Source organism: Marinobacter sp., from assembly GCF_048266785.1.
GTDB lineage: Bacteria > Pseudomonadota > Gammaproteobacteria > Pseudomonadales > Oleiphilaceae > Marinobacter.
The window spans coordinates 66,292-82,237 of the sequence record NZ_JBLWYX010000001.1 but is presented as its reverse complement, the minus strand read 5'-3'; the positions used below and the strand labels follow the sequence as shown (position 1 = coordinate 82,237).

Here is a 15,946-nt window from a genome sequence, read left to right as displayed (position 1 = left end):
CAATTACCCGACGAGCTGAGCGGGTATATGCGAGATTTTATCCAGCACCTTGCATCTGAAAAACGCCATTCTCCCCGAACCTGTGACAGCTACCAACGTGACCTGAATCGGCTTGCCGCCTGGCTTGTCGAACAGGACAACACGCAATGGCGGTCCGTCAGCGGTTATGATCTGCGCCGCTACGTAGCCAACCTCAGCCGCCAGGGACTCAGCGGGCGCAGCATTGCTCGCCATTTGTCAGCCATAAGGCGGTTTTATCAGTATTTGTTGCGGGAGCGGCTGGCCACGGACAATCCGGCTTTGGATATCCGCGCTCCAAAGAGCGGCAGACGCCTTCCTGCAGTAGCCGACGTGGATCAGCTTAACTATCTTCTTGATGCCTCGTCTGATGACCCACTGGAGGTGCGCGACCGGTGCATGTTTGAACTTATGTATTCCTCTGGCTTGCGTCTGGCTGAACTGGCCAGCCTGGATGTCGACTCTGTTGACTGCCAAGGCGGCGAGGCTCGGGTGGTGGGTAAAGGCAGTAAAACACGACTACTGCCGGTAGGCCGGAAGGCGCTGGAGGCGATAGCCCAGTGGGTGCCCCTCCGCGCCGGGCTGGCTCCCGAGGCAGAAAAAGCCCTGTTTGTAAGCCGTCGTGGCGATCGCCTGAGCCATCGCAGTATTCAGGCCCGTCTGAGCCGATGGGGGGTAGTCAAAGGCGCTGACCAGAAGCTCCATCCGCACATGCTGCGGCACTCATTTGCCAGTCACATGCTTGAATCCAGCGGAGATTTGCGCGCGGTACAGGAGCTGCTGGGCCATGCGGACATAGCCACCACGCAGATCTATACTCATCTTGATTTCCAGCATTTGGCTCGGGTGTATGATCAGAGCCATCCCAGAGCGCGCCGACGTCGTTCGCGCAGTCACGACGACCAGAACTCCGGACAGGACGGAAACAGCTGATATCATCGGATCAATCCTGAAAAAAAGTATTTCCAGGTGCTTGAGGTTGCAGAACACAGGGAGGGCAATGGAAGGCTGAGAGCAATACGCTTGAGCGCATGCTTGCTTACGCAGTTGCCCAATCGGGAAGCCTGGCAGGAACGTTTGTCTTTTGAATTCAATCGCTGGAAGCGCTACCGTTTCATTTCGGAGGTAACCCTGTAACGATTATATTCTCTGCAGGCCTGGTGGGGTTTGCTCCGGGCGATACCGAAGAAACTGTCTTTGACCGTGCGGATCGTGCGCTTTATTCCCCCAAGGATGCTGGCCGCAACTGTGTCAGGATTAGCCAACTGCCAGGTTAATGCAGGCCCTCTGGACGCAGCGGCAATGGTGCCTTAATGTCGCATTATGGCATTCAGCTCGTCGATAACCTCCGCCCAGTCACTGTCATCTTCCAGGCCCTCCTCAAGAAGCTGAGACTGGCTTTCAGACCAGAAAGGCGCATCTTGCAGGGCGATTTCATGGGGCAAGGGAGAATAGCGGGCGGTAAACGCTTCGATGCTTTTCTCGTCAGATGCCAGTCCAAGCTGATCAAAAAGAGTGCTCAGATTGTGTTTGCTTGTGTCCATGGAGAGGTTCCTCCGCTTAACGATTGCTTGAATGAAATTTCGCACATTTACAGGTATTGTTTCCTGAAATGTAGTGCAACCTCTGAGGATATCCAGTGAAGGCCACCCTTCTGTTTGTATCTTGTTGGCTATTGCTGGTTTTTCAATCCATGGCACTGGCAGATCCACCCCAGGTATCACCTGCACCGGTTTTGGGTAGCAAGGATCTGAATTGGGTCAGTGAACAGGATAGCCTCAGGATTGGCGTGCGTGCCGATCAGGTGCCACTGGTTTTCGATACCGGAAACGGACACCTTGCCGGCACCTATATTGACTATCTGGCACGGCTTTCCAGCAAGTTGGGCTTGCCGATAGAGCCGGTCGTCATCAGCAGGGGCGCCTATGCGGAGCCGGTACCCGACCAACCGGCAATCGATGCGCTTCTGACAACGAGAGTGCCGGGCACGCCGGTGCCTGATGGAAAGCGTTTTACCAGCCCTTTTATGTCACTTACCTATGGCCTGTTCGTCAGTGCAGGTGACGCCGCAATCCGCTCTCTCGCCGACCTGGAGGATGGCCGCATAGCCGTGATTGAAGGCGATCCCAACCAATACACCATGCTTGATTCGGTAGAGAGTTTTACCCCGGTGCCTGTTCAAAGCCTGGGCGAAGCTGTCAGTCAGGTGTTGTCCGGCCAGGCCGACGCTTTTCTTGGCCCGGTACCTGTGGTGTCGGACTATCTTCAGTCGGCAATGATCAATGGTATTGGCCTATCCGTTTTACTCGATCAGAAGTCGGTGGACGTTGTCTTTCAGGTGGATGAGGGTAACGGCCCGCTGTTTCGCGTTCTGAATCAGACGGTAGAAGCGATCAGCCATAATGAGCATCGGGTTATAAGGCAGTCTTGGCTGCAGGTGGATCTGTCTGAACTGGAGCAGAGTGGGGTAGAACTCTCGGCTTCCGATGTCGACTGGCTCAGGCGCCACCCGGCATTGAAGGTAGCCTATCGGTCTGACTGGCCACCGTTTGAGTACGCTCAGGATGGTCGCGCCACCGGGCTTGTGCCAGATCTCGTTGCCCGCCTGGAAAATCAGCTGGGCGCACGTTTTGAAGAACGGATTCTGGAAAGTCGGGTGGTTGCAGAGCAGGCACTTATTTCCGGAGAAGTGGATATTCTTCCTGGCTTGTCTCGCACACCGCGAACAGAAGAGTCGTTTCTGTTCACCCGGGCTTACGTGAACGTGCCAATTGCTCTGGCTATCCGGGATGATGGGCGTTTTATCGGGGATCTGCGGGAACTGCGCAGTGAACGAGTGGGGGTGGTCAACCGCCATGCAGCACATGATTATCTGCTTATCAATCACCCGAATCTGAACCTTTATCCGATGGCAACGGTGGAGGACGGGTTGTTGGCGCTCTCCAATGGCGATCTTGATGTTATGGTGACCCACATTCCGGCGGTCAGCTATACAGTTGCCAGGCTGGGCCTGTCGAACCTGAGGATTACCAGTATCACGCCCTACCAGTACGATCTCCGGCTTGCAGTGCGCAAAGACAGCCCGGAGCTACATCGTATTCTGAACAAAGCCCTGGGTAGCCTTAAACCGGCTGAAACCGAGGCTATATACAACCGGTGGATCCATCTCGATATTGAGCAGGAAGCCGATTACACCGTGGTTCGCCGGGTTGTGCTTATCGCTATTGTGGTTGTGCTTATCTTTCTTTACTGGAACCGCAAGCTGTCGCGGGAGGTGGACGAGCGCATTCGCTCTGAAAATGCGCTGCGCCGGAGTGAAGATGAGCTACGGGCTGCCAAGCTGGAGGCGGAACGTCTGGCCCGGGAGGCGGAGGCGGCAAGCCGGACCAAGAGTGAGTTTCTGGCCAATATGTCCCATGAGATCCGGACACCCATGAATGCGGTGATCGGCTACTCGGATCTACTGAGCAACAGTGTTACCGACCCTCAGCAACGCAACTATCTGGATGCCATCCGGGCAGGCAGTCGCAGCCTGCTGATGCTGATTAACGACATTCTTGATCTCTCACGTATTGAAGCCGGGAAAATGCGGCTGGACTACTCACCGGTATCCGTACGCCGGCTTCTTGATGATGTTCGCCATATTTTTGATTTGCGTGCCCGGGAACAGGGCATCACGCTGGAGGTGAGCGTTGGTTCAGACATGCCTGTTACCATGATGCTCGATGAAACCCGCTTCCGCCAGGTACTGTTCAACCTTGTAGGTAACGCCATAAAGTTCACCCATGAGGGCGGGGTGGCCGTGCGGGCAACGGTCCGGGCGGTCAAGGATAAAACCGGAAAAAACCCGGAACACCAGACCTACCGGCTCACGGTCAAGGTAACGGATTCCGGTATTGGAATCCCTTCCGATCAGCGCGACCGGATCTTTGACGCATTCGAGCAACAGGAAGGGCAGAATACCCGCCGCTATGGAGGCACTGGCTTGGGGCTCGCTATCAGCCGCAAGCTGGCCCAGATGATGGGCGGGGAGTTGGAAGTGGAAAGCAAACCGGGGAACGGATCTGTGTTTACGCTCACCTTGCCCCAGGTTGAAGCAACCGGCGAACAGGCGGAAGACGAAGGTGAGACCAAGGAGTCCGAACGATTGCTGGCGCAGACACTGAGTATGCAGGAGCGGGGCTGGCTGAGAGAGCAACTGACGGCAGACTTCGGCAATGAATGGGAAGCCGTGCGCGAAAGCGGTGATCCGGAAGAGATGAGAGAGTTTGCGCTCCGGGTTCTGGAGTGGGGTCAGCGCTATCGCTCCCGGTCAGTAACCAGCTTCGGGGAAAAATTGCTGGCAGATGTAGAAGCGTTCAATCTTGATGCCGTCATCAGTGCGCTTGAATCGTTTCCAAAACTGCTGGGGCGAGAGAATTAACTCAACATGCTGGCGCGGTACTTGGCAGGCTTACAGGCAGTCGAACTGAGAGCGGCGATCAAAGGCGACAGCGACCATATCGTAGCCGGAATCGGACAGGCTACGAACCAGTTCGCGGTCTTTCAGCAAAGCCATGCAGACTTTGTGAACGCTGGCCTGGAGTTGTTCTGATGCTGGCTGAGCGGTGGCGAGGCGGAAGTCCACGATCAGGTACTTGCGCTCGATCGCAGCAGAAACCGGAATATCTTCACGCTCAACGCTTTCATAGCCGATGTAGGTTGCGTGATCCTGAGTGAATACCTGGCTCATCACGACATCCAGATTTTCCGCCTGAACGACTGGCGCAGAAAATAGCGTTGCCAAGGCCGCAGTACGGATCAGATTCTGGATATTCATGATGTCAGCTCCCCCGAGAGGTATCAGGATCGGGTGTAACGGAATGTAATGTTTGGTTACGATTGATTATTGCAAAGACTGTTGTTAATTACGCGGGGTCTGGCTGATTTTTTTCAATTGTTTGCAGTTTGCATACATTTGGCTGCAGGGTTCTCTGTGAGTGGGGCTCCCCTGGCGTTGATCTATCAACTATTATGAAACGAAAATCGATGGCAGGAGAATTGCTCATGTATCAGCTCGTATTCAAGGGCGAATGTGTCCCAGGCATTGATATAGCGACGGCACGCAGCAATGCCCGCTCGCTTTTCAAGGCCAGCGTTGAGCAGGTAGAGCGCATGTTCAGCGGTAGTCCGGTGGTCATCCGGAACAAGCTGGACGAAGAGCAGGCAGAAAAGTATCGAGCGATACTGACGAAACATGGCATGGTTGCCTATGTTCAGCCCATGCCCGGAAGCCAGTCGCAGACAACGCGAACACCAGCAGCTCGGCCGGTCAGCACCAAACAAGAGCCCGCGAAAATCGTTTCCCACCCGGCCAGTTCCCAGCCCGGTACCGGCACCTCCGGTGTGGAGCCGGGCGATCGCCTACCAGTAGCCGGTGACAAAGTAGATGACATACTCGCGGGATCAGCGCTCGGGCTGGACCCTGTCGGTGTAACCCTGGTGGAGCCGGAAGAAGTAGAGCCGCCGATGTTCCAGCATCTGGAAGACTGGACCCTGGCGCCCGCTGGCAGCGACATAGGTGTTGAGCGGGATCTGCCTCCGCCCATTGTGCCGGATGTTTCGCACCTGTCGTTGGTAGATGACGAGTCAGACAACAAGTGAGCATGGAATTTATGGGGTCTGCCAGGTTTTGAAACGATCATCGGAATTGCCCCTCGTCTGTCTGGTTTTAGCACTCTTTATATCGTTTCCGGCTACGGCGGCTGACAGTGTCGCCGAACGTCCCCGGGTTGGCCTTGTGCTCAGTGGCGGCGGCGCCAAAGGCATGGCGCATGTGGGCGTGCTCAGGGTGCTGGAAGAAATGCGCATTCCGGTGGATATGGTGGTGGGGACCAGCGCAGGCTCAGCGGTTGGCGCACTCTATGCCTCTGGCATGTCGGTAGCTGAAATCGAGCAACGCTTTATCAGGTTGGACTGGTTGTCGAGCTTCCGGGATGACCCCGGAAGGGCTTACAAGCCGGTTCGCAGGAAGCAGGTAGACTGGCGATTTCCCGTTACGCCAGGGCTTGGTGTCAGCTCCGATGGCCTGCATCTGGGTGCCGGCATTATCGCGGGCCAGAATCTTGGTTTTATCCTCAACGAGCTGACCCATAGCGTTGCCCTGGTTGAAAATTTCGATCGCTTACCCATCCCCTTTCGCGCTGTTGCAACCGACCTGGAAACCGGTGACATGGTGGTGCTCGGCAGTGGCAATCTTGCTACCGCCGTACGTGCAAGTATGAGCATCCCTGGTGTGTACGCTCCGGTCAGCCTTAATGGCCGCTTGCTGGTGGATGGCGGCATTGCGAACAACCTGCCGGTCAGTGTCGCCCGTGAAATGGGAGCCGACATCATTATTGCGGTTGATATTACCGACGAATTGATGGGGCCGGAGCAGTTGCGAGAAGCCTTCTCCGTATTCGGCCAACTGACGACCATCATGACCCGGCGCAACGCAGATCAGCAGCTCAAGTTGCTGGGCGACAAAGACGTGCTTATCCGGCCTGATCTGGAAGGCTACGGCTCGGCAGACTTCTTTAACGCCCCGGTACTGTTTGAATTGGGGGCCAGCGGCGCCCGAGAGCATGCGGTGGAACTCAACCCTCTGGCCGCATCAAACGAGGCCTGGCATGCATACCGGTCGCGACTGGCCTCTGTGAGCCATAGCGCGGGGCTGATCGCGGGCATTGTGATTGAGCATGATCGCCGTCTGGGCAGGGATTTTCTCCGTGAGCGAATACGGCAGAAAATTGGCGAACCGTTGGATGTGGATGCACTGGAATCGGATCTGAAACGCATATACGGGCTGGGTTATTACGAAACCGTGTCTTACTCCCAGTCGCCATCACCAGATGGAACCCTGTTGGTCATAAAAGTTCAGGAGAAAAGCTGGGGGCCCAATTACTTGTCATTTGGTCTGAACTACGAGGACAACTTTGACGGTGATACCCGCTTTAATCTTGCTGCTTCCCTGCGAATGACCGAACTGAATGAACTCGGGGCCGAGTGGCAGACGGGAGCACAGCTTGGTACGGAGCCGCACGTCCGAACCCAATGGTACCAACCGCTCGATTATGGCTATGAGCGTTTTTTGCTGGTGGGTGCTGAGTATTCCCGCGACACCGTCAGCGTATATGACTCTGGAGGCGAGCGTATTGCAGAGATGGATGTGACGCTCAGTCAAGCGGATCTTGGCCTGGGAATGGAACTCGGTGGCAACGCCGAGGCCAGCTTCACCTACGCCCGCGGGTATGCCGAGGTGGACAAGCAGATTGGTGCGGCGGTCGCGCCCGAGGACGCGGTTCACCAAGGCAATGTGAGCCTTCAACTGCTGCACGATTCTCTCGACGATGCGTTCTTCCCACGGGAAGGAGCGTTTGCCGGAATCCGTGGCCGCCTGGAGCGTGAAGATCTCGGGTCCGACAGGCATTTCGACTCGATAACGGGTATGGCGCTTGGAACGGGAAGCTGGAAAGGGTTTACCCTGACAGGACTGCTCTATGCTCATACGGTGACCCGCGGGAATGCGGGAATTGAAAATACGGTGCGTCTTGGTGGTTTCCGTCGTTTATCCGCGTACGCTCCTGGACAGATTACGGGCGACAGTGCGGCTATGGCGTCTGTTTATGCCCGCCAGACATTCGGTGGCCCGATTACGCCTTGGTTTGCAGGAATGGGCCTGGAGACAGGAAATGCCTGGGAGTCGCTCAGTGATGCCGGGTGGAATAGCTCGGTGAAAGCCTGGAGTATCTTTGCGGGTGTGGACACCTTCCTGGGCCCGGTGCAGGTAGCAACGGCTTACAGTAATAGAGACAATTGGGCTGCTTACCTGAATATTGGTTTTTCATTTACCCAGCTGTTCTATTAAGGAAGCCCTGTAAGGGTTTCTGTGCCAGCATCCCTGATTCAGCTACAGCAAAGGCGCGAGCAAGCGAACTGCTCGGCAGGTCAACCGGAACAGAATCGAGCGACCCTCATAATCCTGCTCGGTCATCTTGCGGCAATGAGTGAGATCTTCTGTGAGCATGGCATCTACGCCTGACACAAAGGATTCCGACGTATTGATCGCCATGATTTCGAAGTTGAGGCGCATGGAGCGGTTGTCGAGATTTGCGGTACCCACAGCTGCGTAGTGCGAGTCTACCAGGACAACCTTCTGGTGCATAAAGCCGGGTTGATACTGATAGATGCCAATGCCCGCCTGATTGGCCTGAACCAGATAGGAATAGGCAGCAAGGCGAATAAGCTGGCTATCCGATTTTTCCGGGATGATGATTCGCACATCGATTCCTCGAAGGGCAGCGAGCTGCAAGGCATTCACGATCTGGAAGTCCGGAACAAAATACGGAGAAGCGATCCAGATGCGAGACTGTGCGTTATTAATGCAGTTCAGGAAAAACAGCGCGCAGGTTTCCCATGTGTCTGCAGGGCCGGTGGGAAGCACCAGAACCCGTTCATCTCCCGGCATTTTACCTTCCGGCGCCCACTCCAGATCGGGGAATTCGTTGCTGGCCCAGTTCCAGTCTTCCAGCCAGGCAAGCTGGAGCCCCGTAACGGCGGGGCCTTCAATCCGGCAGTGAGTGTCTCGCCAGGGCTCCTGGTCTATCGCGGTGCCCAAGTACTCATCGCCCAGGTTGATGCCTCCGACAAAACCAACCTTGCCGTCACAGACCAGAAGCTTCCGGTGGTTACGGAAATTTATCTGAAACCGGCGCCGCCGGATGTTGCCATTGCCAAAAGAGGCGACCCGGGCGCCGGCTTTCGCCAGCTCTGTCAGGTAGGCGCGGGGCAGCCCGACGCTGCCTATATCATCGTACAGGAACCAGACCTGCACACCTTCTGAGAGTTTATGCTCAAGAATGCTCTTGATGCGCTGGCCAATCTTGTCTGAACGCACAATGTAGAATTCAAGAAGAATATAAGAAGTTGCCTTCTCCATGGCCGAGATCAGAGCCTCGAAAGTCGCCTCGCCATCGCGCAGCAGTTCGCACTGGTTACCTTCGGTAAAGGGTTGTCGCCCAAGCTTGCAAAGAACCTGTAGTTGCTTGTCGAGATGCTCCTGCTCCGGAGTGGAGAGAGACGTTTTCTGCTGTTCAAAGCGGTCAAGCAGTTCAGAGAGAGACTGATCTCCCATGCGGCGGGCTTTGACGTACCCACCGAAGCGCGAGCGGCCAAAAACAAGAAACAATGGAACGGTGATGTAGGGCAGGCCCAGAAGCCCGACAATCCAGGCGATAGCGCCCTGAGTGTTCCGGTAGGTCAGCAGAATACGATAAATACAGGCAGCAGAACCGAGATAAAGCAGGCTGACGGCGATGGCCAGCAATGAGGTGTCAGGCATCATTGATCAGATTCCCGGGTGATGAGATGTTGGGCTCGGTACTGAGCCGGTGCAATGCCCGTCCAGCGCTTGAAAGCCCGACTGAACGCGCTCAGCTCAGAGAATCCCAGAAGAAAGGCGATTTCCCCCAGAGCGTAGTGATCAGAAGCTACGTAGCGCAGGGCTTTGTCTTTTCGCACCTGCTCCACGAGTTCATGAAAACCCAGCCCTTCTTTTTTAAGCCTCCGATAGAGAGTCCGACGACTCATGTGGCACTGCCGGGCCAGAGTGTCTGCATCAATCTTGTCGGTCGACATTTGCCGCGATATCAGTTTGCGGATTTTGCGGCCGAATGAGCGCCGGGTTTGCAGTCGTGCCAGTAGACCATTGACCTGTCGGAGGACGGCTGAATACACATAAGGGTTGCGGTGAGGAATCGGGTGGCTCAGGTGGCGGCTGCTGAATGCCAGCCGGGTTGCTGATGCGCCGAAAGTGACAGGACCTCTTAGCAGTTTTTCATATTTGTCTGCGTAATCCGGGCGCGGGTGAGCAATTTCTGCCCATTCGGCCTGAATTCCGGAATAAATGAAATGTCGAGTACGGCACAGGGCTGCAGCCAGAGTGCGATCCATATCCTGACGGCAGTAATGCTCTGGTGAATCCGCCTGCCAGGTCAGAATGGCCTGATCGCCGGTCTGCTCGAAGCTTAGAGTTACCGATTCGTTGATCAGCCTGTGCAGGCGCACATACTGGGTTACCGCTTCGCCCAGAGTGTCGCAATTAAAGAAGACATGCCCAACCAGGCCCATGCGTTCCGGGTCGATAATCTGCCCGGCATTCAGCCCTATGGCCGGGTCCCCGGTGACTTTTTCGGCGTGTTCCCAAAGTTTGTAGTGCGCCTGAGCAGGTACGCGCCTGTCAGGATCCTCAAGCGCAGACATACCCAGGCCGATAAGCTGTTCTACGCGACAGCTATCCAGAACCCCCTGGCGGTCCAGGTAATGAACCAATGCCAGCGTGCTGGAGGCGGCAACGAAGAGTGTCGTTGTGGTGTCCTTAGGCGCAGTGGTCACATTAACCGTCTCATTAACGGGTTGTCATGGATGCTGATACAAAATGTCAAGCGAGTGGGACAGTCTGTCAACGGGTTTTGCCTGCTTCAACGATAGCATCTAATCATCGGAGTAAAGTAATTGAAAGGCCAGCCAGGAGGCTTTTATGGAACTCGAAATTTTTGTACCCCGCACCGAACGTGAGCGTGAAAATGTTGTGGCACTTGCTGAGTACCTGAGCGACATGTATTGCTGCTAAGTATTCAGATGCAACATTTATAACCTCCAGGCCGGGCTATGCCCGGTCTTTTTTTGCCTCAAGAAAACCCTCATCTACCCTCGCTCCACTTGCTCGTGTTACTGGCAGTGTTACTGTATTGGCACTCAAACAATACTATCCCTGACGGAGGTTGCCTGCCTATGAGCGTTAAACTTAACCACAGAATTACCGGAGAAGGGCCCCCCGTGATCCTGTTGCACGGCGTGTTCGGGTCGCTCGAGAATCTCGGCGGTATTGCCCGGAAACTGCACGGCGAGTGGCAGGTCCATGCTCTGGATCAACGTAACCATGGCAGTTCTCCCCACACCGACACCATGGATTACCCCTCCATGGCAGCGGATGTAGTTGCGTATATGGATGAGCAGGGGATCGACAAGGCCTGCCTGCTGGGGCATTCGATGGGCGGAAAAGTCGCCATGCAGGTTGCTCTGCAAGCGCCGGAACGCGTCGAGAAACTGATTGTGGCAGACATTTCGCCCGTGTCTTATAAGGCTGGCCACGATGCCATCCTCGACGGATTGAAACAGATCGACTTGAGCAATGCGCGCTCGCGCAGGGATGCTGATGCGCAGTTGGCCCAGTTTGTGGAGATGGCAGCTACTCGGCAGTTTTTGCTTATGAACCTTGAGCGCATCCCGAAGGAGGAGCAGGCCAGTGATGGCGCGGTGTATCGGTGGCGCCTGAACCTGAATGCGATCGAAGCCTGCTACGCCAATCTGGCCAAGGCGCCAGAAGCAGGTGCCCCTTTTAACGGCCCGGTTCTTTTTCTGAAAGGTGCCGATTCCGCTTATATTCAGGAAAAACACCGGGATGAGATCTACCGGCTGTTTCCGCATGCTCAGTTAAACGTTATTGAGGGCACCGGGCACTGGCTGCACGTTGAGAAAATGGACACGTTTGTAGCGCTTTGCCGGCGGTTTCTGGAAGGTCGCGATACAGACTGAACACCTGTAACAATGAACGGATAACGAGCAGGCGTAGTGTATGAAGTGGTTAATGGCAGGCTTACTGGTTTTGCTCCTCTTGCTGGGTGGCTTTTCCCGCGCCGCGCAATGCCAGTGTTGATACCTTGCATCCGACCCCCTGGCTCAAGGAGCTGGGCGCATGTCAAGAGCCTGGGGATGACCTGGGAACCTGGCTTACTGGCTTTGATGGGCGCTTCCGTTCTGCAAGACAGTTTCAGCTGGTACGCCCGGAAGATGGTAGAACCCTCGTCCGGGCTGTGTCGACCCATGCCTGTGTCGATCTCAAAACCCAGCGTCCCTCGCGCGCACCGAAAGAGTTTGCGGATATTATGACCGCAGCTTGTGTTAGCGGAGGAAAAGGCCTGTAGTCTTCCTGAGTCACTATTGCCGGCAACTTCTGGTAACCTGAAGAGAGAACAGAATATCCCGTCGCAACCCGTTACTATCAACGGCCTATTCCGGAGATACCCATGGATACACCCATTGATCAGCATTCTTCATCGTCCATGAAAAAGGTGGTTTATCGCCAGTTTGGTGAGCGTGATGTTCTGCAGGTCGTAAGCTCGGATACGCCTTCACCGCAAGAGGGCGAAGTTCTGATCCGCGTTCACGGTGCCGGGCTGAACCCCATTGACTGGAAAACCCGCAAAGGGCTCGGGTTTGTGGCGCAGCAGATTGAAAGCTCACTGCCTTGGACCCCCGGGTACGATGTTGCCGGTGAAGTGGTTGCCACCGGAGATAACGTCACGACTTTGGCGCCCGGGGATCGCGTTATGGGAATGATCGGTTTTCCTCTGAATGGCGGCGCCTATTCAGAGTATGCGCTGGCGAGGGCAGATGAACTCGCTATCGTGCCAGAAGAACTCGATTTGGTGACGGCCGGGGCGCTGCCACTCGCGGCGCTAACCGCCTGGCAGGCACTGTTTGAAGTGGCCAAGCTTGAGCCCGGGCAAAAAATTCTGGTGCACGCAGGCGCCGGCGGTGTGGGGCACCTGGCCGTGCAGTTCGCGCTGGCGCGGGGCGCCCATGTGATTGCAACGGCTTCCGCAGGTAACCGGGACTTTCTTGCCGGACTTGGTGTCCATGAAGTTATTGATTATCACACCACCGACATTGCCGATGAGTGTTATGGGCTGGATGTGGTGCTGGATCTGATCGGTGGTGATACCGGCGAGCGCTCTCTGCGTACCCTGGGTGAGAACGGCATGCTGGTTACCATTCCTACGGTGACGGCAGATGAAGTCGTCAGTGCGGCGGAAGAGCTGGGGTTGCGGGCGCATGGCATGACAGTGCGTCCGGATGTGTTTCACCTGGATGAAATTGCCGAGCTGATTGAAGATGGCGACGTGAAGGTGCACCTGGAGAAGGTCTTTACACTGGACCAGGTTGCCCAGGCCCACGAACTTCTTGAAGGCGGGCATGTGTGTGGCAAGCTGGTGCTGGACTGCCGTTAGGCGTTCAGTTTCTTGGACCAGAGCTTTCTGTTGAGAGTTCTTCGTCAGGACCTGAGTTTTTTTTACCGGAAGCTGACGGCTCTTTTCCCGGAGCTGAAGGCTCTACCCCGTTTCCCTTGTCTTTTCGCTCTTTGCGGTTCTGGGGTGGTACCAGGCTGATGAGTATCCAGTCGTCATCGGGTTTCAGGTCGTCCATGCTGCGCACTGGCTTTATGCGGCTCTTGCTGTCGAATACAAACAATACCAGAGCCTGGTTCTGGTATTTTGCCAGAAAGTCGTTGTACTCAAACTCTTCGCTGAGCTGGGTGGTTTTTATTGAGTAACCCTGGCTCGCCAGGCTGGCAAGCTTGGCGTAGCTCACGTCATCGAACAGGCCGCGGGTCATCTGGATTTTCCCCGCCGTCTGGTGTCGGGCCTTTTGATCCTGGTCGCCTTCTGAAAGACTGAACACTCGGGTGTCACCGAACCAGTCCAGAAAATGGTAAGTCGCCAGCGAGTTCATGTGTTTGTAGGGCGAGATGACCAGCAGATTGCCGATCCCGGTAAGGTCAAGGTGCGTTGAGGCATGCTCGGAAATCGGATTGCCAAAGTATACCTTCAGGTTGTCCATCCGCGCTTGGCGCACGTTCTCCCAGTTTGTGTCTGCCAGGGCGACCGGCACCTCATGCTTCTTGAGTGCTTGCCCGATCATGCGGGCAACCGGATTGGCGCCGAGAATCAGGAATCCGTATTCAGCAGGCTCAGTAACCTTCAACAACCTGGCGATGGGCCGAGCAGTCAGGCTTTGCAGAGTAACGGTGGCAATAATCAGCACGAACACCATAGGCACAAGGGCGGCAGCGCTTTCGTAACCGAGATTCTGGAGCTGGAAAGCGAAGAGTGCAGAAACCGCCGCCGCTACAATACCCCTGGGAGCAATCCAGCTTAGAAACAGCTTTTCCCGCCAGTTCAGGCCTGTGCCGATAGCCGACAAAAACACGCTGAGTGGCCGGGCTACCAACATCAGCACTGCCAGAACTGCGGCCAGCCCCCACCCCAGATCAGCAATTGCGGCGAACTCCACACGCGCTGCCAATATGATAAACAGCGCCGATATCAGCAGGACACTCAGGGATTCCTTGAACTCCAGAATGCTGTCGACAGAGACCTGCTTCATGTTGGCCATCCAGATGCCCATAACCGTTACCGTGAGCAGGCCGGACTCATGGGCCATTTCATTGGAGAGCGCATAAACACCCAGCATGAAGGTGAGTGTGGCGGCGTTGTGCAGGTACTGCGGCATAAGGTGTTTGCGCAACACCAGGCCGTTCAGATAGCCGGCCAGGGCTCCGGTAACGAAACCGATCAGCAGGGTTTTGCCAAAAATATACAGGGAGTGACCGAACACGTTGCCCTGGCCCCAGGAGACAATGCCCTCGAACACCAGAACGGCCAGCAAGGCGCCCACCGGGTCGATGATGATGCCTTCCCAGCGTAGAATATTTGCCAGTTTGGCGCTCGGGCGCACTGAGCGCAGCAGCGGTGCAATAACGGTTGGGCCGGTAACAATGGAAATGGCACCAAAGAGCATGGCGACGGCCCAGGAAATATCCAGAACCCAGCGCGCCGCCAGGGTGCCGATAATGCCGGTGACGATGGAGCCAACAGGTATGAGATTGCGGGCCATTTTGCTGTGCCCGCGAATTTCATCAAAGCGCAGGGTCAGGCTGCCTTCAAACAGAATGATGGCAACGGCCAGTGAAACCATCGGAAACAGCAGGTCGCCAAATACTTCATCCGGGTTGAGGAAGCCCAGCACTGGGCCCACAAGAATCCCACCGGCAAGCAGAAACAGAATGGCGGGCACTCGCACACGCCAGGCGAGCCACTGAAAAGATAATGAGAGGACACCAATGCTGGCAAGAATCACGACTGTGCTGGCTGGCATAAAGGTCTGGTATCCGTGTGGTTATTGGTTGGTGCGTCGTGCAATGCGATTTAAAAGTCGTGAGGCTGCGAATAGACCAAAGCTGGCTGTAACGGGGCATGCGGCGCCGAAACCGGAAGCACAGTCGAGCCGCGAGGGGCCGTTTGTAACAGGCTTCTGCAGGCAGACTTCACCATCTTCGGCAGGATACGTCAGCTGTTCTGTCGAGTATACGGCCTCAATGCCGAAGCGTCGTTTGGGATTGCGGGAAAATCCGTATTCCCGGCGCAGATGATTTCGAACCTTGGCCAGTAAGGGGTCCTGGGTGGTTTTGCTGAGATCCGCTACCAGGATTTTGGTAGGGTCTGTCTGGCCACCAGCGCCCCCGGCGCAGATAATCGGAATTTTTCCACGCAGGCAGTGAGCGATCAGTGCGGCCTTCGGTTTTACGCTGTCGATGGCATCGACCACACCCGTCATGTCAGACGTAATCAGCTCTGTGAGGTTTTTCAGTGTGAGAAAGCCAAAGTGAATCCGGATATCCGCATGGGGGTTGATGGCTTTCAATCGATCGGCCATGGCATCGGTTTTGGTGCGTCCGTATTGGCCTTCCAGGGCATGAAGCTGGCGGTTGGTATTGGATACACAGATATCATCCATGTCGATCAGGGTGATAGTGCCAATGCCGCTGCGCGCCAGGGCTTCGGCCGCCCACGAACCAACTCCACCCAAGCCAATCACGGCAATGTGGGCATCACGAAAGGCGTGCAGGGCGCGGCGCCCATACAACCGTTGAATACCGCCAAAGCGGAAAGCGTAATCGTCGGCGTTCATGCGGTCTCCGTTCAGATCCGGGCATAAGCCGGAGAAACTCAAAGGGCGCGATTATACCTCAGTGTCAGAGCAGACAGAAAACTCCTTTCCGGGTGAT

12 protein-coding genes are annotated in these 15,946 nt (G+C 55.8%); 6 read left to right on the top strand and 6 right to left on the bottom strand.

Features of this window, described 5'->3' with window-relative positions:
• The first annotated feature begins 27 nt into the window (after positions 1-27).
• Entirely contained in the window at positions 28-951 is a 924-nt protein-coding gene (xerC, locus tag ACN0V1_RS00390; protein WP_417543622.1) for a tyrosine recombinase XerC, read from the top strand.
• A gap of 377 nt (positions 952-1,328) precedes the next feature.
• Here xerC and ACN0V1_RS00385 read toward each other — a convergent pair whose 3' ends face one another.
• The gene (locus tag ACN0V1_RS00385; RefSeq protein WP_417543090.1) at positions 1,329-1,562 is read right to left on the bottom strand and encodes a DUF2789 domain-containing protein; all 234 of its coding nucleotides are present in this window, start codon (positions 1,560-1,562) and stop codon (positions 1,329-1,331) included.
• 95 nt (positions 1,563-1,657) lie between these two features.
• On the opposite strand from ACN0V1_RS00385, the gene ACN0V1_RS00380 reads away from it, so the two are divergent.
• Positions 1,658-4,441, top strand: a complete 2,784-nt coding sequence (locus ACN0V1_RS00380; protein WP_417543089.1) for an ATP-binding protein — start codon at positions 1,658-1,660, stop codon at positions 4,439-4,441.
• Between the two features lie 30 nt (positions 4,442-4,471).
• On the opposite strand, the gene ACN0V1_RS00375 is transcribed toward ACN0V1_RS00380, so the two are convergent.
• Positions 4,472-4,837, bottom strand: a complete 366-nt coding sequence (locus tag ACN0V1_RS00375; protein WP_417543088.1) for a hypothetical protein — start codon at positions 4,835-4,837, stop codon at positions 4,472-4,474.
• 227 nt (positions 4,838-5,064) lie between these two features.
• Between ACN0V1_RS00375 and ACN0V1_RS00370 the strand changes: the two genes are divergently transcribed.
• Positions 5,065-5,661 carry a hypothetical protein gene (locus ACN0V1_RS00370; protein ID WP_417543087.1) on the top strand — a complete coding sequence of 199 codons (597 nt, stop codon included), beginning with the start codon at positions 5,065-5,067 and terminating at the stop codon, positions 5,659-5,661.
• A 163-nt stretch (positions 5,662-5,824) separates the two neighbouring features.
• On the top strand, positions 5,825-7,906 hold the full coding sequence (locus ACN0V1_RS00365; RefSeq protein WP_417543621.1) for a patatin-like phospholipase family protein: 2,082 nt from the start codon (positions 5,825-5,827) through the stop codon (positions 7,904-7,906).
• A 42-nt stretch (positions 7,907-7,948) separates the two neighbouring features.
• On the opposite strand, the gene cls is transcribed toward ACN0V1_RS00365, so the two are convergent.
• Both cls and ACN0V1_RS00355 read right to left on the bottom strand, forming a co-directional pair.
• Positions 7,949-9,379 (bottom strand): cardiolipin synthase, encoded by a 1,431-nt coding sequence (cls, locus tag ACN0V1_RS00360; RefSeq protein WP_417543620.1) that lies wholly within the window; start codon positions 9,377-9,379, stop codon positions 7,949-7,951.
• A complete protein-coding gene (locus tag ACN0V1_RS00355; RefSeq protein WP_417543086.1) occupies positions 9,379-10,431 on the bottom strand; it encodes an AraC family transcriptional regulator in 1,053 nt (350 codons plus the stop codon). The genes cls and ACN0V1_RS00355 overlap by 1 nt, the downstream gene beginning before the upstream one ends.
• Before the next feature lie 399 nt (positions 10,432-10,830).
• On the opposite strand from ACN0V1_RS00355, the gene ACN0V1_RS00350 reads away from it, so the two are divergent.
• Both ACN0V1_RS00350 and ACN0V1_RS00345 read left to right on the top strand, forming a co-directional pair.
• A complete protein-coding gene (locus ACN0V1_RS00350; RefSeq protein ID WP_417543085.1) occupies positions 10,831-11,634 on the top strand; it encodes an alpha/beta fold hydrolase in 804 nt (267 codons plus the stop codon).
• Positions 11,635-12,125: 491 nt separating this feature from the next.
• Positions 12,126-13,109, top strand: a complete 984-nt coding sequence (locus ACN0V1_RS00345) for an NADP-dependent oxidoreductase (RefSeq protein WP_417543084.1) — start codon at positions 12,126-12,128, stop codon at positions 13,107-13,109.
• A 4-nt stretch (positions 13,110-13,113) separates the two neighbouring features.
• On the opposite strand, the gene ACN0V1_RS00340 is transcribed toward ACN0V1_RS00345, so the two are convergent.
• Together ACN0V1_RS00340 and tcdA are read right to left on the bottom strand one after the other, a co-directional pair.
• Entirely contained in the window at positions 13,114-15,036 is a 1,923-nt protein-coding gene (locus tag ACN0V1_RS00340) for a cation:proton antiporter (protein WP_417543083.1), read from the bottom strand.
• A gap of 21 nt (positions 15,037-15,057) precedes the next feature.
• On the bottom strand, positions 15,058-15,849 hold the full coding sequence (tcdA, locus tag ACN0V1_RS00335) for a tRNA cyclic N6-threonylcarbamoyladenosine(37) synthase TcdA (protein WP_417543082.1): 792 nt from the start codon (positions 15,847-15,849) through the stop codon (positions 15,058-15,060).
• Between the last annotated feature and the right edge of the window lie 97 nt (positions 15,850-15,946).